An 18,069-nucleotide genomic window follows, 5' to 3' on the forward strand; every position below is an offset into this window, starting at 1 on the left:
AGTGGACGGGGGCCGTTCCCGTTGAGTACGGTGCTTCGCGCCTCAGTGACCGGTGCCGGTGGAGGCGGACCCGGACGGGCTGCCCCCGTGCGAGGCCGAGGCGGCCGGGGAACCGGACGGCACGGCCGAGGCGGAGCCGGAGGGGGAAGCCGAGGGGCTGCCGGACGGGGTGGCGCCGGCGGCCGGGGCGGCGGTCGGGCCGTAGGCCTCGTACATGCCCGTGGCCGGGACGACGAAGCCCTCGAGCTCGACGTCACCCGCGGTGCTCAGCTGGAAGACGATCTTCTGGACGTTGCCGTCCACGACGGAGTCCCCGCCCGCGATCACGGCGGAGGCGTTGCCCTGGCCGCCCAGGAGGACGGAGCCTCCGGCCGGGATGATCACCTTGGAGCCGCTGCCCGCGGGCTTCAGCGTCACGACGGCCTTGCTGCCCGGAAGGGTGATGGCGTCGAGCGTCTGCTCCTTGGTGCCGTTGTTGAACACCGTCGCGGAGACCGCGGCCGGGCCCTTCTTGTCCTTCTCCTGGGTGATCACCAGAGCGTTCTGGACCTTGATGTCGCCCTTGGTCACGGCGGCGTTGTCCGGCTTGACCTGGAGAGTCGGCGCGTCGTGGCCCGCGGCGCAGGCGCCCAGCGAGACGAGCGAGAAGGCGGCGGCGGTGGCGGCGAGGGCGCCGCGTCGAAGGCTGCGGCTCACGGGGAGGCAACTCCTTGGACGTACGGAAGGGAAGGGTGGACGCCTCGGAACGGCGAAGTAAAGCCGCTCTAAGGATGTGTCAGCGCGCTTAGGTTACCGAGCCGCCGCCCCGCCCCCGCACCCGACCCTCCGCAGTGCGGGGCCGGGCACAGGACGGGCCCTCGACGGGGAACCCGCCCCGTACCGGCGGGTTCCGTCACCGCCCCGCCGGGGCCGGGTGATCTTTCATTCGCAAAAGGCCCGCCCGCAAAGGCCGGCGCGGCCCCGGTGATCAATTTCCGGATTTCATCGAACACCGCCCGGTGATCAATTCCGGATTGGGCCGGAACGGACCCCGTACGGGTGGCCGCCAGTCGAACGGAGTAGTTCGGTTTCCCGCCACGGAAACCGTCAAAACGGGACGTACGCCACATCGTCGGGGGTCCCGGGCGGGTGTAACGTAGCCGTTTCGCCTGGTCCGCACAGCGCCTCCGACCTGCGAATACCCCCTTCCAGAAGGCTCCCGCAGCACGTTCCTGTCGCTGTTGTCAAGCCCTGAGATGGGCCCTGACCTGCGAAAACGCCATTCATAACGGTCGATTCTCGTGTTACCCTGGATAGCCACGGAAGGGGTACCTGTCACATGACGTTCAAGGTTGGCGACACCGTGGTCTATCCCCATCACGGGGCCGCGCTGATCGAGGCCATCGAAACTCGCCAGATCAAAGGCGTGGACAAGACCTACTTGGTGCTCAAGGTCGCCCAGGGTGACCTGACCGTTCGCGTCCCTGCGGACAATGCGGAGTTCGTAGGCGTTCGCGACGTAGTCGGCCAGGACGGGCTGGACCGGGTCTTCGAGGTGCTTCGTGCACCGTACGCAGAAGAGCCGACGAACTGGTCCCGGCGCTACAAGGCAAATCTGGAAAAGCTCGCTTCTGGCGATGTCATCAAGGTCGCCGAAGTTGTGCGTGACCTGTGGCGTCGTGAGCGTGAGCGTGGGCTCTCCGCAGGTGAGAAGCGCATGCTCGCGAAGGCGCGTCAGATCCTGGTGAGCGAGCTCGCGCTCGCCGAGAACACCAACGAGGACAAGGCCGAGGCCCTCCTCGACGAAGTGCTCGCGTCCTGACGCGATCATTCGTACGCCTCGTCGTACACAGTTGTGCCGCGGTGCCCGATGACAAGGAGACTTGTTGCCGGGCGCTGCGGCATGTCTGCACCCATGCCCGTCCACCTGCCCGTGCATCACTGCCCGTAAAACACCGGGCCGTGCATCACGGGCGGCATCACTGGCGTGCCGGGTCCGGGCAGCCGACTCGACCGGTCGTCACGGAAGGGGCGAGGGCGTCGCACCCGGCACCCTTCAGGCCATACCCATGTCGGCCGAAGTCACAAACCTGGCTCGGAGCTACTGATGTCTGACGAATCGCGCCCCCACCGCACCGCCGCGGTGATCCCGGCCGCCGGCCGCGGGGTCCGTCTCGGTCCCGGCGCCCCCAAGGCCCTGCGGACCCTGGGCGGCACACCCATGCTCATCCACGCCGTACGCGCCATGGCGCGCTCCCGCGCGGTCTCCCTCGTCGTCGTCGTGGCGCCGCCCGACGGCAATGCCGTTGCCGAGGTGCGCCGGCTGCTCGACGAGCACGCGCTGCCCGAGCGCACGGAGATCCTGGTCGTCCCCGGCGGGGAGACCCGGCAGGAATCCGTACGCGCCGGCCTGGACGCGCTCCCGGCCGACATCACGGCCGTCCTCATCCACGACGCGGCCCGCCCCCTGGTGCCCGTCGACACCGTGGATTCCGTCGTCGAGGCCGTCCGCGACGGCGCACTCGCCGTCGTCCCCGCACTGCCGCTGGCCGACACCGTCAAGGAGGTCGAGCCCGGCCCGCCCGGCGAGCCCGAGCCGGTCGTCGCCACCCCCGTACGGGCCCGGCTGCGCGCCGTACAGACCCCGCAGGGCTTCGACCTCGCCACGCTCCGCCTCGCGCACGAGAAGGTGGCCGTCGACGGCGAGGGCGCCACGGACGACGCCGGCATGGTGGAACAGCTCGGCGTCACCGTCGTGGCCGTCCCCGGCCACGAAGAGGCCTTCAAGGTCACCCGCCCGCTCGACCTGGTCCTCGCCGAGGCCGTACTCGCCCGCCGGAGGGCCACCGATGCCTACTAGCCCCGCCGCCGCTGCCGCCGCCCCGGCCGCTGCCGCCGCCCCCGCGGCGCCCCTGATCCCGCTCGTCGGCATCGGCACCGACGTGCACGCCTTCGAGACCGGCCGCGAACTGTGGTGCGCCGGCCTGCTCTGGGAGGGCGAGGACGGTCTCGCCGGGCACTCCGACGGGGACGTCGCCGCGCACGCCGCCTGCGACGCCCTGTTCTCCGCCGCCGGCGTGGGAGACCTCGGCGCGCACTTCGGCACCTCCCGCCCCGAGTGGTCCGGCGCCGCCGGCGTCACCCTTCTGGCGGAAGCCGCCCGGATCGTCCGCGCCGAAGGCTTCGAGATCGGCAACATCGCCATCCAGGTGATCGGCGTACGCCCGAAGATCGGCAAGCGGCGCGAAGAGGCACAGAAGGCGCTCGCCGCAGCGGCGGGCGCCCCCGTCTCCGTGTCGGGCACCACCACCGACGGACTGGGCCTCACCGGCCGCGCCGAAGGCCTCGCCGCGATCGCCACGGCCCTCGTCTACCGGACGAACCGGGCCTAGTACCCCGTACGGATACACCCCTCCCGCACCTCTCCGCCAACAAAGCGGGCCCCGCGTACCGAAAGGGTCGCGGGGCACTGCTACAGGCGCACTACCCTGGATGCCGTGACTATTCGCCTGTACGACACCAGCGCCCGGCAGATCCGTGACTTCACCCCGCTCGTTCCGGGCTGTGTCTCGATCTACCTCTGTGGCGCCACCGTGCAGGCGGCTCCGCACATCGGGCACGTCCGCTCGTACCTGAACTTCGACATCGCGCGCCGCTGGTTCACCTACCGAGGCCTCGACGTCACCTTCATCCGCAACGTCACCGACATCGACGACAAGATCATCGCGAAGGGCGAGGCCCAGGGCCGCCCCTGGTGGTCCATCGGCTACGAGAACGAGCGCGCCTTCAACGACGGCTACAACGCGCTGGGCTGCCTCCCGCCCACGTACGAGCCGCGCGCCACCGGTCACGTCCCCGAGATGATCGAGATGATGCGCGGGCTCATCGAGCGCGGCCACGCCTACGTCGCCGACGGCAGCGTCTACTTCGACGTGCGCTCCTTCCCCGGCTACCTGGAGCTCTCCAACCAGGACATCGACGACCTGCGCCAGCCCGCCGAGTCGGGCATCACCGGCAAGCGCGACCCGCGCGACTTCGCCATGTGGAAGGCCTCCAAGCCGGGCGAGCCCGACTGGGAGACCCCGTGGGGCCGCGGCCGTCCCGGTTGGCACCTGGAGTGCTCCGCGATGGCGCACAAGTACCTCGGCAGCGCCTTCGACATCCACGGCGGCGGGCTCGACCTGATCTTCCCGCACCACGAGAACGAGATCGTCCAGGCCAAGGCCTACGGCGACGAGTTCGCGAAGTACTGGATGCACAACGCCTGGGTCACCCTCTCCGGCGAGAAGATGTCCAAGTCGCTCGGCAACTCCGTCCTCGTCTCCGAGATGCTCAAGGTCTGGCGCCCGATCGTCCTGCGCTACTACCTCGGCACCCCGCACTACCGCTCGATGATCGAGTACAGCGTGGAGTCCCTGCGCGAGGCCGAGTCCGGCTTCGCGCGCATCGAGGGCTTCATCCAGCGCGTCATCGAGAAGGCCGGCGGCTCCGTCGAACCGGCCGCCGAGGTGCCGCCCGCCTTCGCCGAGGCCATGGACGACGACCTGGGCGTCCCGCAGGCGCTCGCGATCATCCACACCACCGTCCGCCAGGGCAACAGCGCGCTCGCCGCCGACGACAAGGACGCGGCCATCGCGCGCCTGTCGGAGGTACGGGCCATGCTGGGCATCCTCGGACTCGACCCCCTCGACCCGCACTGGGCCGGCGAGACGGACCGCGGGGAGGACCTCCACGGAGCCGTGGACACCCTCGTACGCCTGGTCCTGGAGCAGCGCGAGTCCGCTCGCGCCCGCAAGGACTGGGCCACCGCCGACGCCATCCGCGACCAGCTCCAGCAGTCGGGCCTGGTCATCGAGGACAGCCCCGCCGGACCCCGATGGACGCTCGGCCCCCGCTGAGCCCACCGGAGCAGTCCCACTGGCGCACTTGGATTGGGCTGCCCGGCGTCCCGGGCGGCACACTCTTCATACGTACATATCGCAGAACCAACGAAATCAGGTAGAGGTCATGGCCGGGAACAGCCAGCGCAGGAACCGCCGCACGTCCAACAAGAAGGGCGCGACGGTCGGCAGCGGTGGCCAGCGGCGCAAGGCCCTGGAAGGCAAGGGCCCCACGCCCAAGGCCGAGGACCGCAAGAAGCACAAGGCCAACCGCATCAGCAACGCCATGGCCCGCCAGGCAGCCAAGCGCCGCCCGGCCCCCCGCCGCGGCGGCCCCAAGGGCACCAGCGAGATGGTCGTCGGCCGCAACCCGGTCTTCGAGGCGCTGCGCGACGGCGTGCCGGCCGTCACCCTGTACGTCCAGCAGTTCATCGACAACGACGAGCGCGTCCGCGAGGCCCTCCAGCTCGCGGCCGAGCGCGGCAACATCAACCTGATGGAAGCCCCGCGCCCCGAGCTCGACCGCCTCACCAACGGGCTCAACCACCAGGGCCTGGTCCTCCAGGTCCCGCCCTACGAGTACGCGCACCCGGAGGACCTCACCGCCGCCGCGTACGAGAACCACGAGGACCCCCTCATCGTCGCCCTCGACGGCGTCACCGACCCCCGCAACCTCGGCGCGATCGTCCGCTCCGTCTCCGCCTTCGGCGGTCACGGCGTGGTCATCCCCGAGCGCCGCGCCGCCGGCATGACCGCCGGTGCGTGGAAGTCCTCGGCCGGTACCGCCGCCCGTACCCCGGTCTCCCGGGTCACCAACCTGACCCGCGCCATCCAGGAGTACAAGAAGGCAGGCATCACCGTCGTCGGCCTCGCCGCCGAAGGCACCCACGAGGTCCACGAGCTCGAAGCGCTCGGCGGCCCCGTCGTCATCGTCGTCGGCTCGGAGGGCAAGGGTCTCGGCCGGCTCGTCGGCGAGAACTGCGACTACCTCGTCCGCATCCCGATGCCGGGCGGCGCCGAGTCGCTCAACGCCGGTGTCGCCGCGGGCGTCGTCCTCTACGAGGCCTCCCGCCGCCGCGCCACCCGCGGCCGCGCCTGAGCACCACCCGCAGCACCACCGGCGGCCGCCGCCTGAGCACCACCGCGGCCGCCGCTTGATCCACTTGGCTCACCGGACGTGACACGTGAGCGTGCCACCCCGCCCCCTACGGGCGGGGTGGCTTGATTTGACGGGTCTCGGACACATCCCTGATGTCAAGGCAGTGTCCTAAACACTCATCACTCGGTTAGATGAGTGTGGACACCAGAACGCCAGGGTTCGACGACCAGCCCGCGCTGAGCATGGTCAAGGTGCCGTGCGACCCCGCACAGGTCATCGTCAACCACGCCAGCTTCCGCGTGCGGCTCGCACCGAGCCCCAGCGCGCGTCCCAGGCCCTTGGGCGCCCCAGGGCTCGCCCCGGCACTCGGCGGGGCCCTCGCGGCCGCCGGAGCCGGTGCCGCCCGCCGCCGACCCGTCGTCTGGAGCGGCAAGTCCGCCCCCGGCGACGCCGCCGCCAGCGCCGCCATGGGCGGCCTGCTCCAGGCCGTGCGCGATCACGGGCGCGCCCACGACGGCCGCGACGAGTACGACGGCGGGGCGACCCAGACCATCCCGCGCATCGACCTCGCCCACGACCTCGCGGACGACACCCTCGCCACCCCGACCGTCGTCGGCCAGCGCAGCTACGGCTCCTCCGAGGATGCCGACACCCGGCTGCAGCCCGTGGTGGGAGGCCTCTCCCACTCCCACGAGGCCTACGACGCCGCCTACTCCGAGGGCACCGGATCCGCGGACTCCCGCCGGGCCCAGAGCGAGGCCCGCGCACAGGGCGACGCCCGCGCGCAGGCCTCGTACTACCCCGGCCGCCGCATGAACCTCGGCGTCGTGCTGCTCCCGCTGCGCGTCTTCCTCGGCTTCATCTCCATCTACGCCGGCATGGGCAAGCTGTGCGACCCCGTCTACTTCGACGGCGGCGAGCGCGGCTCCATGGTCACCTGGCTGCGGACCCTGCAGCCCTGGGCGCTCGCCGAACCGCTGCGCGACTTCGCGCTGGCCCACCCGGTCGGCGCCGGCCTCAGCGTGGCCTTCCTCCAGGTCATCGTGGGCGTGCTCACGGTCTTCGGCCTGTGGCAGCGGTTCGCCGCCTGCTTCGGCGCGCTGCTGTCCGCCGCGCTGCTGATGACGGTGAGCTGGAAGACCGTCCCCGCCTACGACGCGCCCGACATCATCTACCTCGCCGCCTGGAGCCCGCTGATCATCGCGGGCGCCCCGGTCTACTCCCTGGACGGCCGCCTCGCGAGCGAGGCCTGGCGCACCCTGGGCCCGCGCTCCGAGGTCTGGCGGCTGCGCCGCCGGGTCCTGCGCCGCGGGGCCGTCATGGCCGGCGTCATCTGCGGGCTCACCCTGCTCATCGGCTCGCTCCTCGGCGGCGCCGTCCGCTCCACCACCGTGGTCACCGTGCCCGGACCGGGCGAGGCCCCGAGCAACTACCTGCCCGGGCGGCCGCTGCCGAGCACCCCGCAGAAGCAGCAGCCCGTCAGCCCCACCCCTTCGAAGAGGGCCGCACAGCCCTCGGCCGGAGCCTCCTCGCCGGCCGCCAAGTCCGGTCGTGGCGCAGCCGGTTCGAGCTCCCCGACGGCGGGCTCCGGCTCGCCCACCGCGACCCGCGGCACCACCAGTGGCAGCCAGACCCCGCGCAGCACCCCCCGCCAGTCCACCCCGCAGAAGCCCCCGGCCAGCTCCACGGGAACGCGCAGCGGCTCCACGGGAGGAGCGGGCAGCACCGCACCGAAGCAGCCCGACCTGCTGGGTGGCCTCCTCGGCGGCTGACGGGAGCCGCACGACGGCGACACGAAGGCGACGGACAAGCGAAGGGCCCGGCACGCGGGAGCGTGCCGGGCCCTTCGTCGTTCGTCGTGCGCTGTTTGCCGTGCGCCGTGCGCTGTTCGTCGTGAGGCGCTACGGGGCGTTCTGAGCGGCCAACTCCCGTGCCGCCTCGGTCAGGTCCTTCGCGGTGTCGATCGCCCGCCAGTAGGCCCCCTGGGGCAGCGGGAAGCCCGCGAGGCGCCGCTCGCGGGCCAGGCGCGGGAAGGTCGTACGCTCGTGGTCGCCCAAATCCGGCAGCAGGGCGGCGAATTCGGGCCCGAAGACGTACACGCCGGCATTGACCGGGTACGGGGACTGCGGCGCCTCGATGAAGTCCAGTACGTGCCCGTACTCGTTGATCTCCACCACCCCCCACGGAATGCGCGGCCGGGCGAGCGCCAGGGTGGCCGTGGCGCCGCGTTCGGCGTGGAAAGCGGCCATCTCGCGCAGCGAGAAGCGGGTCCACACGTCGCCGTTGGTCGCGTACCAGGCCTGGTCGGGGTGCGGGAGGTGCCGGGCGGCGTACTTCAGGCCGCCGCCCCGGCCCAGCGGTTCGTTCTCCACGACGGTGGTCACCCGTAGCGGCAACGGGGCCTCGGCCAGCCACTTCTGGAGCACCTCGGCGAGGTGCCCGCAGGAGACCACGGCGTCCGTCACCCCCTCGGAGGCCAGCCACGCGAGCTGGTGCCCGATGATCGGCATCCCCGTTCCGGGGATCTCCACCATCGGCTTGGGGCGGTCGTCGGTATAAGGCCGCAGCCGCGAACCCTGGCCCCCCGCCAGGACAACCGCCTGGGTCGGGGAAGCCGGGAACGCGGCCGCGTGGGGTCGGTCGGAACGCTCGGAATCGGTCATGTTCGTTGTCGTCGTTGTCGTCGTGTCCGGTGCGCAAGAAGGGCGTGCGGCGGCGGCCGTCAGCCCATGGAGGCGACGCCGGACGCGTACGCGGTGTCGCACACCGGCCGCGCGAACGACTGGGCCTTCGTGGGCCCGTAGGCGTCCACCGCGGCCCGCCCGAGGGCGCGCGCGATCCCCACGCAGTGCTCGGCGAGGGACGGCCGCCGGTCGACCTCCTGCTGGAGGTGGGTGAGGACGTCACCCGGCTGCTCGCCCTGCTGGATCTCGCTCAACAGCTTTTCGCGCAGCACGTCCTGGGCGGCGCGCGGCTTCGCGGGGACGGAGACGTCCTCGGCGGACGCGGTCAGGATCTGGGAGGGGGTGTTGTCCGCCCAGGGGACCATGGTGACCGCGAGGGTCCCGGACAGGACCAGGACGACGGGCAGGACCAGGGCGAGGGATCGGCCGATACGGCGGGCAGTGTGGGTCACGAGGGCGAGAGTAGCGCTCGGTGAAGATATGGCGACATTTAGTCACCCGGTCGGGGGATGGTTCGACGTGGCTTTTCGAATTAAGGGTTGACGCTTGGGGCCGAATGGCCCGATCTGCCGGAACTCACGCCGAAGGGGCGCCCCTTGGCGGGACGCCCCTTCAGCGCGCTGTGGTGCGCGTGTGGTTCGCGTGCGACGGGTCAGCCGGAGAGGCGGGCACCCGAGGAGGTCGAGAAGACGTGGATCTCGTCCCCGCGCGGGATCACGTGCAGCGTGGAGCCCTTCTCGGGCACCTGGCGGCCGTTCACGCGCACCACGATGTCCTGCGAGCCCTCGGAGTGCGAGGTCGAGCCGTAGACGTACCCGTCGGCGCCCAGCTCCTCGACGACGTTCACGGTGATGGTCAGGCCGCCCGTGTCACCGATGTCGAAGTGCTCCGGACGCACGCCCACGGTGACCGTGCGGTCGCCCGCGTCGGCGGCGGCGGACAGCGCCTCGCGCGACACCGGGACGACGCTGTCGCCGAACTTCACGCCGCCGTCGGTGATCGGGACCTCGACGAGGTTCATGGCCGGCGAGCCGATGAAGCCGGCGACGAAGAGGTTCGCCGGGCGGTCGTACATGTTGCGCGGGGTGTCGACCTGCTGCAGCAGACCGTCCTTCAGCACGGCCACGCGGTCGCCCATCGTCATGGCCTCGACCTGGTCGTGGGTGACGTAGACGGTGGTGATGCCCAGGTCGCGCTGGAGGGCGGCGATCTGGGTACGGGTGGACACGCGGAGCTTGGCGTCGAGGTTCGACAGCGGCTCGTCCATGAGGAACACCTGCGGCTTGCGCACGATCGCACGGCCCATCGCGACGCGCTGGCGCTGACCGCCGGAGAGAGCCTTCGGCTTGCGGTCGAGGTACTGGGTCAGGTCCAGCATCTTCGCCGCGTCCTCCACCTTCTTGCGGATGGTGGCCTTGTCCTCGCCGGCGATCTTGAGCGCGAAGCCCATGTTGTCGGCGACGGACATGTGCGGGTAGAGCGCGTAGTTCTGGAACACCATCGCGATGTCCCGGTCCTTGGGCGGCAGGTGCGTGACGTCGCGGTCACCGATGCGGATCGCACCGCCGTTGACGTCCTCCAGGCCGGCCAGCATGCGCAGCGAGGTGGACTTGCCGCAGCCGGAGGGGCCGACGAGGACGAGGAACTCGCCGTCCGCGATCTCCAGCTCCAGCTGGTCGACGGCGGGCTTGTCGCCGCCGGGGTACAGACGGGTCGCCTTGTCGAAAGTGACAGAAGCCATGGTGATGAATCCCTTCTACCGGCAGGAACGTGCCGGACGATCCGAGTGGAAGGTCTAGTCCAGTGGACTGGACTCGGCCCGACGCTACCCGCCCGCGCCGCTCCTGTCAGCACCTGGACGGGGGTGACTTCCCCGACGTCCCCGACGGCCCCCCGACCGCCCCCGGTCGACTGTCAGTGGCGGCTGCTTTGATCACGACCATGACCATCTACGACGTGACCCGCGCGCTGCCCGACATCGAGACGCTGCGCGACCGCTGCCGGGCGATGGCGGCGCTGGAACTGGTGATCAGCGGCGAGGAGGACGACGGCTACTTCGCCTACGACCCGGAGTGGGGCCCGGGCGAGGAAGCAGCACTGATGGACAACGGCTCGGGCGACGACTACGCGATCGTCTTCACGCCGGACGGGGTCTTCGGCCACGGCTTCGACCACGAATCGGTGATGAGCCCGTGGGCGGACACCGACCAGGAGGACGGGTGGCCGGGCCTGACCGACGGCATACCGGAGGCCTTCCGGCCGTACCTGACGGAGCCGGCGTTCTGCGTGGACGGCGTGCTCAACGCCACCGCGGTCTTCTGGCGCCAGACCGCCGACACGCAGTGGCGCGCCGGCAAGGTGGAGTTCCCGGAGGGCAAGTCCGACCCGGACGGCGCGGACTACCTCTTCGAGCTCCTCGTGGCGGGCACCCCGGAGGCCTACCGCGACTTCGCCGAGGACTACTACGAGACGGACCTCCCCCTGGAAGCCATCCGCCACGTGTGGGAGCTGCGCCCGCTCACCCAGGCCGTCGTGGACGCCCTGAACCCGGGTCTGCCCCTGGCGGCGGTGGCCCCGAGGGTGGCGCGGGCGGGGTATCCGGGGGTGTGAGCGGGGCCGCCGACGGCGGCCCCGGACACCGGAAAGTTCTTCGCTGCGGGGTCGGGGCGATGTGTAGAGTGAAGGCGATTCCGTGCCTTGCACAGAGTCACCACGCCCCCTTAGCTCAGTCCGGCCAGAGCAACGCACTTGTAATGCGTAGGTCGTCGGTTCGAATCCGACAGGGGGCTCCATCTCAGGTCAGATGCTTGTCGGCCAAGGGGATTCGAACGAAGGCGGAAGGCCCCGGTGATCACCCGGGGCCTTTTTGCGTGCCGTCAGTGGCGGCCCGAGATGCGGTCTGCCAGGCGGGCCAAGGGGGTTGTGGTGGGGGTGTGGGTGGTGGATTCTCGGCGGTCCGCTTCGCGGTAGGCGGCGTAGAGGGCCTGGACGCCGAGCCAGCGGAAGGGTTCCGGCTCCCAGCGGCGGACGCGGTGGTTGACCCAGGGGAGGGTCGTGAGGTCCGTCTTGTCGCCAAGGACCAGGTCGCGCAGGGTGCGGGCCGCGAGGTTGGCGGTGGCCACGCCGGAGCCCACGTAGCCGCCGGCCCAGCCGAGGCCCGAAGCCGCGTCCAGGGTGACCGTGGCGCACCAGTCGCGTGGGACGCCCAGGACGCCCGACCAGGCGTGGGTGATCTCGACTCCCGTGAGGGCCGGGAAGAAGGACTCCAGGAGGTTCGTGAGGGCCGTGATCGTGGCGGGCTGGGTGCGGCCGTCGTTGTCGGTGCGTGAGCCGTAGCGGTAGGGGACGCCGCGGCCGCCGATGGCGATGCGGTCGTCGGCCGTGCGCTGGGCGTACATGTAGGCGTGGGCCATGTCGCCGAGGGTGGAGGCGTCGGTCCAGCCGATCTGGGACCACGTCTCCGGCGGGAGCGGTGCCGTGGCGATCATCGAGGAGTTCATCGGGAGCCAGGAGCGCTTCTGGCCCTTGAGGGCAGCGGTGAAGCCCTCGGTGCAGCGCAGGACGTACGGGGCGCGGACGGTGCCGTACGGGGTGAGGGCGCGGCGCGGGGCGATCTCCGTGACGGGGGTGGACTCGTGGATGACGACGCCGAGGCGTTCGCAGGCGGCGGCCAGGCCCTTGACCAGCTTCAGGGGGTGGATGCGGGCTCCGTGCGGGGTCCAGGAGGAGCCCACTGCGTCCGCGATGTCGATGCGGGCGCGGGTGTCGGTGGCGTCGTAGAGCTCGCGGTCCGTTTCGCCGAAGGCGAGTTCGGCGGTGTGGAAGGCCTTGAGGCGGGAGAGCTGGGCGGGGGTGCGGGCCACTTCGAGGACTCCGCCGCGGTGGATGTCTGCGTCGATGCCTTCCTTGGCGGCGGTGTCGATGACCTCGGTGACGGTCTCGTTCATGGCCTGCTGGAGGCGCTGGGCGGCCGGGCGGCCGTGGAGGGTGGCGTAGCGGTCGCGGCCGGCGATGCCGTTGTAGAGCCAGCCGCCGTTGCGGCCGGAGGCCCCGTAGCCGCAGAACTTCTGCTCCAGGACGGTGACGCGCAGGTCGGGGGCGGCGGACTTGAGGTAGTACGCGGTCCACAGGCCGGTGTAGCCGCCGCCGACGATGACGACGTCGGCCGTGGTGTTGCCGGTGAGCGGTGCGCGGGGTGGGTGGGCTGGGGCGGTTTCGTCCGTCGCGTACCAGAAGGAAATTCCGCCGTTGATCGTCATGGGGGAGTTGCTACACGGGGTTGTGGAGGGGTGTCCAGGGGCGTGACGTCGGGTTTTGGGGGCTGAGAGGTGGCCGAATGGCTGATGTGGGCGGTCTGGTCTCCTTCTTAGGGTGGGGCGGGGATTTTGTCAGGTTTTTGTATGAGAGGTAATGGTTCGTATGGCGCGGGTTGTGGTGGCGGGGCGGCTGGTCGCGGCGGTCGCGTCCGTGGCGCTGTAGGGCGGGGCGGTCGTCGGATGCGGTTCCGGGGCGGGTGAGGGGAAGGCCGTGGCCGCCTCCGAGGTGCCGGTGCGGACCAGTCCGATCGCCGGGCAGCTCGCGGGTCTGCCCGCGACGGTGGACGGGGCGAAGATCGTCGTGGGGAAGCCGGACGCGCCGCGTACCGCGCAGGTGCTGGTGGACCCCAAGTGCGGTCACTGTGCGCGGTTCGAGGAGGCGGGCGGGGAATCGCTGCTGAAGCTGGCGGTGGCCGGGCAGGTGAAGATCGAGTACCTGCTGGCGTCCTTCCTGGACCGGGGCGGGGCGAGCGGTTCGGTCAAGGCGGTGAACGCGCTGCGCGCGTCGGCGGACGCGGGGAAGTTCGCGGAGTTCCACGCGGCGGTCTTCGCCAGTCAGCCGAAGGGGAAGTTCACCGACGAGCTGCTCCTGAAGATCGCGGACCGGGTGCCGGGGCTGCGCGGGGCGGAGTTCGACGCGGCGGTGAAGGACCAGAAGTACAAGGGGTGGGTCGCCGAGGCCGAGAAGGGCTTCGAGGCGACGGGTGCGCAGGCGACGCCGATGGTGCTGGTGGAGGGGGCGCCGGTCGGGTCGAAGGACGGGTCGCTGTTCGACGCGGGGGCGTTCGCGCGGGCGTTGGAGGGTGTCGGGATCGGGGCCGCCGCATAGGGCCTCTGGGCCTAGGGTCGGGCCATGGACGGTGCGACGGCGGGGGTGGCGGGCGGCGAGGGTGCGGGCTCGGGTGCGGGCGCCGGTGTTCGGGCGGCTCGGGTGGTGGGGGGTTCGGCGGGGTTCCCGAGCGGTTCGCGCGGGCGCAGCTGCGGGACAACGGCGCCGCCGGGCGGGAGTTCGTCGACGCGCTGCCCGCGCAGGTGGCCTCGCTCCTGGAGCGGTGGGAGCTACGGGTGACCGGCCCCGGGATGTGCGGGGTGACCGCCCTGGTGCTGCCGGTGGTGCGGGCCGACGGGACGGCGGCGTCGCTGAAGCTGCCGGCGCTGGACGAGGAGAACGCGGGGGAGGCGCTCGCGCTGCGCGCGTCGGCCGGGGAGGGCTGCGTACGGCTGCTGGCGGACGATGTGCAGACCGGCACGCTGCTGCTGGAGCGCCTCGACGAGGGCCGGCCCCTGTCGGCGCCGGCCGTACGGGACTCCAGGCGGGCGGGAGTTTGACGACAGGCCCTGGAGGCGGTGCCGGGTGCGCTGGCACAGCTGGCGGACGGCCGGGAGCGGGGGCTCGTCGCGGACTGCGCGGCGGCGCTCGCGGAGGTGGCGGGGGAGCCGGGGGACCGGCTGCTGCACTGGGACCTGCACTACGACAACGTCCTGGCGGGCGGGCGGGAACCGTGGCCGGCCATCGATCCGAAGCCGCTCGCGGAGGCGGTGGGCGTGGACCGGGAACGGGCGCGGGCGTGGACGCTGGGGCGGGTGCTGCAGAACTGTCTGTGGGACGTGGAGGACGGGGACCGGCCGGCGGGGGTGCAGCTGCGGATCGCGGAGTCGTTGCTGGGGCGGGACGGGCGGAGTGGGAGGGGCGGGCGCGGTGAATCGTAGGGTGCAGGCATGATCCGTAGCGCCGTCGTCAGCGACGTACCCGTCATCCACGCCATGATCCGCGAGCTCGCGGAGTACGAAAGGGTGCCGCACGAGGCGCGCGCGACCGAGGAGCAGTTGCGGGAGGCGCTGTTCGGGGAGCGGCCGGCGGCGTTCGCGCACCTCGCGCTGACGGCGCAGGGCGAGGCGGTCGGGTTCTCGTTGTGGTTCCTCAGCTTCTCGACGTGGCGCGGGGTGCACGGGATCTACCTGGAGGACCTGTACGTCCGTCCGGGCGTGCGCGGCGGCGGCCACGGCAAGGCGCTGCTGCGGGAGTTGGCGCGGATCTGCGTGGAGCGCGGGTACGAGCGGCTGGAGTGGTCGGTCCTGAAGTGGAACGAGCCGACGATCGCCTTCTACGAGGCCTTGGGTGCGCGGCCGCAGGACGAGTGGTCGGTGTACCGGCTGACCGACGGGGCGCTGGCGGAGCTCGGGGGCGCGTAGCCGGAGGGGCCGGGCGGCCCTCAGGGTTCCAGGACGACCTTGCCGGTGGTGGCGCGGGTTTCCAAGTCGTGGTGGGCCGCGGCGGCTTCGGCCAGGCGGTAGCGCTGGAGGGCGGGGCGCAGGCGGCCGGTGGCGGCTTCGGCCAGGGCGCGGGTTTCGAGGCGGCGCAAGGGGTCTTCGCCGCCGGCGCGTTGGAGCATGGCGGGGCCGAGGACGTGCGTCGTGGTGATGCCGCGGGCGTCCAGGTCCGCCTGCTCGGTGTCGGTGAGGGCTAGGGGGCCGCCGGACCAGCCGAAGACGAGGTGGAGGGCGCCGTCGCGGAGCAGGCCGAGTGCGGTGCGGGCGACGGAGCCGCCGACGGAGTCGAAGAGGACGGTGGCACCGTCGGGGTGGTGGGCGCGGAGCGTGTCGGCCCAGTCCGGGGTGGTGTAGTCGAGGGCGAGGTCGGCGCCGTTGGCGGCGGCCCGGGCGGTTTTGGCGGGGCCGCCGGCGAGGGCGACGACGGTGGCTCCGGCGTGCTTGGCGTACTGGACCAGCAGGGTGCCGATGCCGCCCGCGGCGGCGGGGACCAGGGCGACGGAGCCGGGGCCGAGCTCGGCGAACTGGAGGATGCCGAGGGTGGTGCGGCCCGTGCCGATCATGGCGACGGCGGTGGCGGGGTCGAGGCCGTCCGGGATGGCGTGCAGTCGGGCGGTGTCGGCGACGGCGTACTCGGCGTAGCCGCCGGGGGCGAATCCGAGGTGGACGACGACGGGCCGGCCGAGCCACGCGGGGTCCGTGCCGGGGCCGAGCGCGTCTACGGTGCCGGCGACCTCGCGGCCGGGGACGGTCGGCAGCTCGGGCAGGGGCGCGGGCGGGCCCTGGACGCCGCGGCGCAGCGCGGTGTCGAGGAGGTGGACGCCGGCGGCGGCGACGGCGATGCGGACCTGGCCGGGGGCGGGGGCGGGGCGGGGGACGGACTCGTAGGAGAGGTTCTCGGCGGGGCCGAAGGCGTGGAGGCGGATGGCTTGCATGGCGGGTGGGGTGGGTGTGGTCGGCGTGGGCCGGGGGGAGGCGGTCATGGGTGAAGACTCGGACCTCAAGTGGGGTTGAGGTCAAGGGGTGGGCCAGGATGGGGGCATGGCGATGGCGCGGGACGGGCGGAAGACACCGAAGCAGCAGAAGCAGCAGGCGGTGAAGGCGGTGAAGGCGGCGCGGCGGCCGGAGGTGCGGCTGCCCGAGCTGAGCGGGTGGGGGGACGCGGAGCCGGAGCCGGGGTTGGAGCCGGACAGGGACTACGACGGGCTGGAGCTCGTCGAGGTGGACCTGACGGGCGGGGACGGGCGGGGGGCCCGGTTCATGGACTGCGCGCTACGGCGCTGCGTGCTGGACGAGACCGGGCTGGCCAAGGCGCGGATCCTGGACTCGGTGCTGGACGGCGTCCGCGGGGTGGGGACGGACCTGTCGGAGGCTTCGCTGCGCGACGTGGAACTGCTGGACGCCCGGTTGGGCGGGGTGCAGTTGCACGGGGCGGTGCTGGAGCGGGTGCTCGTGCGCGGGGGCAAGATCGACTATCTGAACCTGCGCACGGCGCGGCTCAAGGACGTGGTCTTCGAGGGGTGCGTGCTGGTGGAGCCGGACTTCGCGGGGGCGGTGCTGGAGCGGGTGGAGTTCCTGGACTGCGAGCTGCGGGGGGTGGACTTCACGGGGGCGCGGATGGCGGACGTGGACCTGAGGGGGGCGCGTGCGGTGGATATTGCGCGGGGGGTGGAGGCGTTGGCGGGGGCGGTGATCAGTCCGGCGCAGCTCATTGGGCTGGCGCCGGCGATGGCTGCGCAGCTTGGGTTGAGGGTGGTTTCCTAGCCCCCTTCGGGGTGAGCCTGGCTTTGGCTTTGGCTTTGGCTGCCGTGCCGGGGGTGGCTCTCGCCTCCTGCGGTGGTCCTCGCCGTTGGGCCGGCGGCGGGTGTGCGTGTGCCGCTGCGCGGGGCGGAGTCCCCTACCCGCCCTTCCACCGTTCCCCGGGCGCTGCCCGGAGCCCGGTCCTCAAGCGCCGGACGGGCTGGAGGGGGGTACCGGGCTGCGCCCGGACCCCCTGGGGCTGCGCCCCGGACCCCGGTCCAGCGCCGGACGGCTGGATTGGGCTGCGCCCCGGACCCCGGTCCAGCGCCGGACGGCTGGATTGGGCTGAGCCCCGGACCCCGGTCCAGCGCCGGACGGCTGGATTGGGCTGAGCCCCGGACTCTGGTTCTCGAGCGCCGGACGGCTGGATTGGCTCCGGCCTCCTACGCCGGGACGCGGGGGAAGCGGGACTGGAGGGTCCAGATGATCGGGTTGTCGGCCAGGCCGTCGTGCATGTCGACGAGGTCCGCGATCACGTCGTGGAGGAAGTCCCGGGCTTCGCGGCGCAGCAGGCGGTGGCTGAAGGTGAGGGGGGCTTCCTCCGACGGCATCCAGTCGGCCTCGACGTCCACCCACCCGAAGCGGCGCTCGAAGAGCATGCGGTCCGAGGACTCGGTGAAGTCGATCTCGGCGTACTGCCGGTTGGCCGCGCGGCTGCCGCGCGGGTCCTGGTCGAGCTGCTCGACGATGTCGCACAGTGCCCAGGCGAAGTCCAGTACGGGCACCCATCCCCAGGCTGTGGACACTTCCCGGTCCGCGTTGGTGTCGGCGAGGTAGACGTCCCCGCAGAACAGGTCGTGGCGCAGCGAGTGGACGTCCGCCGAGCGGTAGTCGGTCTGCGGGGGGTCGGGGAAGCGTCGGGAGAGGGAGTAGCCGATGTCGAGCACGTACCCGATGGTGTCATGGGTGGGGAGGGAGGGGGCCCGTGAGGCGTCCTCGTGGGGGTGTGGGGGTGAGGATCAGAGTTCCTGATGCCCCCCGGGGGTGTCGGGTTCGTCGGATTAAGCTCGGCGCGTCTTGGGGGCGTGGCGAGAGGGGAC

Annotated in this window: 17 protein-coding genes, 1 tRNA gene and 1 pseudogene; 12 read left to right on the plus strand and 7 right to left on the minus strand. The window is 71.9% G+C overall.

What is annotated here, in order from left to right; all coding sequences use genetic code 11:
• Nucleotides 1–42: 42 nt before the first annotated feature.
• Entirely contained in the window at nucleotides 43–696 is a 654-nt protein-coding gene (locus tag ACFVX6_RS31980) for a DUF461 domain-containing protein (protein WP_389697408.1), read from the minus strand.
• 622 nt (nucleotides 697–1,318) lie between these two features.
• Between ACFVX6_RS31980 and ACFVX6_RS31985 the strand changes: the two genes are divergently transcribed.
• The 6 genes from ACFVX6_RS31985 to ACFVX6_RS32010 all read left to right on the plus strand — a co-directional run bounded on the left by ACFVX6_RS31985 (nucleotide 1,319) and on the right by ACFVX6_RS32010 (nucleotide 7,730).
• The gene (locus tag ACFVX6_RS31985) at nucleotides 1,319–1,801 is read left to right on the plus strand and encodes a CarD family transcriptional regulator (protein ID WP_003953493.1); all 483 of its coding nucleotides are present in this window, start codon (nucleotides 1,319–1,321) and stop codon (nucleotides 1,799–1,801) included.
• Between the two features lie 285 nt (nucleotides 1,802–2,086).
• Nucleotides 2,087–2,839 (plus strand): 2-C-methyl-D-erythritol 4-phosphate cytidylyltransferase, encoded by a 753-nt coding sequence (ispD, locus tag ACFVX6_RS31990; protein ID WP_389697410.1) that lies wholly within the window; start codon nucleotides 2,087–2,089, stop codon nucleotides 2,837–2,839.
• Nucleotides 2,829–3,371: a 2-C-methyl-D-erythritol 2,4-cyclodiphosphate synthase gene (gene ispF, locus ACFVX6_RS31995; protein ID WP_389697412.1), complete on the plus strand. Its 543-nt coding sequence runs from the start codon at nucleotides 2,829–2,831 to the stop codon at nucleotides 3,369–3,371. The genes ispD and ispF overlap by 11 nt, the downstream gene beginning before the upstream one ends.
• A 105-nt stretch (nucleotides 3,372–3,476) precedes the next feature.
• The gene (cysS, locus tag ACFVX6_RS32000; RefSeq protein WP_389697414.1) at nucleotides 3,477–4,877 is read left to right on the plus strand and encodes a cysteine--tRNA ligase; all 1,401 of its coding nucleotides are present in this window, start codon (nucleotides 3,477–3,479) and stop codon (nucleotides 4,875–4,877) included.
• A gap of 109 nt (nucleotides 4,878–4,986) precedes the next feature.
• Entirely contained in the window at nucleotides 4,987–5,958 is a 972-nt protein-coding gene (gene rlmB, locus ACFVX6_RS32005; protein ID WP_327253530.1) for a 23S rRNA (guanosine(2251)-2'-O)-methyltransferase RlmB, read from the plus strand.
• A 191-nt stretch (nucleotides 5,959–6,149) separates the two neighbouring features.
• Nucleotides 6,150–7,730: a DoxX family membrane protein gene (locus tag ACFVX6_RS32010; protein WP_389697416.1), complete on the plus strand. Its 1,581-nt coding sequence runs from the start codon at nucleotides 6,150–6,152 to the stop codon at nucleotides 7,728–7,730.
• A gap of 129 nt (nucleotides 7,731–7,859) precedes the next feature.
• Here ACFVX6_RS32010 and ACFVX6_RS32015 read toward each other — a convergent pair whose 3' ends face one another.
• The 3 genes from ACFVX6_RS32015 to ACFVX6_RS32025 form a co-directional block, all read right to left on the minus strand.
• On the minus strand, nucleotides 7,860–8,621 hold the full coding sequence (locus ACFVX6_RS32015; RefSeq protein ID WP_389697418.1) for an NDP-sugar synthase: 762 nt from the start codon (nucleotides 8,619–8,621) through the stop codon (nucleotides 7,860–7,862).
• Nucleotides 8,622–8,680: 59 nt separating this feature from the next.
• A complete protein-coding gene (locus ACFVX6_RS32020; protein ID WP_266878811.1) occupies nucleotides 8,681–9,094 on the minus strand; it encodes a hypothetical protein in 414 nt (137 codons plus the stop codon).
• A gap of 200 nt (nucleotides 9,095–9,294) precedes the next feature.
• On the minus strand, nucleotides 9,295–10,383 hold the full coding sequence (locus ACFVX6_RS32025; protein WP_389697420.1) for an ABC transporter ATP-binding protein: 1,089 nt from the start codon (nucleotides 10,381–10,383) through the stop codon (nucleotides 9,295–9,297).
• A gap of 200 nt (nucleotides 10,384–10,583) precedes the next feature.
• Between ACFVX6_RS32025 and ACFVX6_RS32030 the strand changes: the two genes are divergently transcribed.
• Nucleotides 10,584–11,252, plus strand: a complete 669-nt coding sequence (locus ACFVX6_RS32030; protein ID WP_389697422.1) for a hypothetical protein — start codon at nucleotides 10,584–10,586, stop codon at nucleotides 11,250–11,252.
• 104 nt (nucleotides 11,253–11,356) lie between these two features.
• A tRNA-Thr gene (locus tag ACFVX6_RS32035) sits at nucleotides 11,357–11,434 on the plus strand.
• Between the two features lie 84 nt (nucleotides 11,435–11,518).
• Here the strand turns inward: ACFVX6_RS32035 and ACFVX6_RS32040 are convergent.
• Nucleotides 11,519–12,901, minus strand: a complete 1,383-nt coding sequence (locus tag ACFVX6_RS32040; protein ID WP_389697424.1) for an NAD(P)/FAD-dependent oxidoreductase — start codon at nucleotides 12,899–12,901, stop codon at nucleotides 11,519–11,521.
• A 268-nt stretch (nucleotides 12,902–13,169) separates the two neighbouring features.
• Between ACFVX6_RS32040 and ACFVX6_RS32045 the strand changes: the two genes are divergently transcribed.
• The 3 genes and pseudogenes from ACFVX6_RS32045 (at nucleotide 13,170) to ACFVX6_RS32055 (ending at nucleotide 15,151) form a co-directional block, all read left to right on the plus strand.
• Nucleotides 13,170–13,787, plus strand: a complete 618-nt coding sequence (locus tag ACFVX6_RS32045) for a DsbA family protein (RefSeq protein ID WP_389697426.1) — start codon at nucleotides 13,170–13,172, stop codon at nucleotides 13,785–13,787.
• A gap of 149 nt (nucleotides 13,788–13,936) precedes the next feature.
• A pseudogene (locus ACFVX6_RS32050) lies at nucleotides 13,937–14,668 on the plus strand (aminoglycoside phosphotransferase family protein).
• A 9-nt stretch (nucleotides 14,669–14,677) separates the two neighbouring features.
• A complete protein-coding gene (locus tag ACFVX6_RS32055; protein WP_389697428.1) occupies nucleotides 14,678–15,151 on the plus strand; it encodes a GNAT family N-acetyltransferase in 474 nt (157 codons plus the stop codon).
• Between the two features lie 20 nt (nucleotides 15,152–15,171).
• Here ACFVX6_RS32055 and ACFVX6_RS32060 read toward each other — a convergent pair whose 3' ends face one another.
• The gene (locus ACFVX6_RS32060) at nucleotides 15,172–16,164 is read right to left on the minus strand and encodes a zinc-binding dehydrogenase (RefSeq protein WP_389697461.1); all 993 of its coding nucleotides are present in this window, start codon (nucleotides 16,162–16,164) and stop codon (nucleotides 15,172–15,174) included.
• A gap of 112 nt (nucleotides 16,165–16,276) precedes the next feature.
• On the opposite strand from ACFVX6_RS32060, the gene ACFVX6_RS32065 reads away from it, so the two are divergent.
• Nucleotides 16,277–16,993, plus strand: coding sequence for a pentapeptide repeat-containing protein (locus ACFVX6_RS32065; RefSeq protein ID WP_389697463.1), 717 nt, complete (start codon nucleotides 16,277–16,279; stop codon nucleotides 16,991–16,993).
• 419 nt (nucleotides 16,994–17,412) lie between these two features.
• Here the strand turns inward: ACFVX6_RS32065 and ACFVX6_RS32070 are convergent, their stop codons facing one another.
• The gene (locus ACFVX6_RS32070) at nucleotides 17,413–17,916 is read right to left on the minus strand and encodes a hypothetical protein (RefSeq protein WP_389697430.1); all 504 of its coding nucleotides are present in this window, start codon (nucleotides 17,914–17,916) and stop codon (nucleotides 17,413–17,415) included.
• Nucleotides 17,917–18,069: the final 153 nt, after the last annotated feature.

This window comes from Streptomyces sp. NPDC058289, assembly GCF_042880975.1.
Lineage (GTDB): Bacteria > Actinomycetota > Actinomycetes > Streptomycetales > Streptomycetaceae > Streptomyces > Streptomyces stoeckheimensis.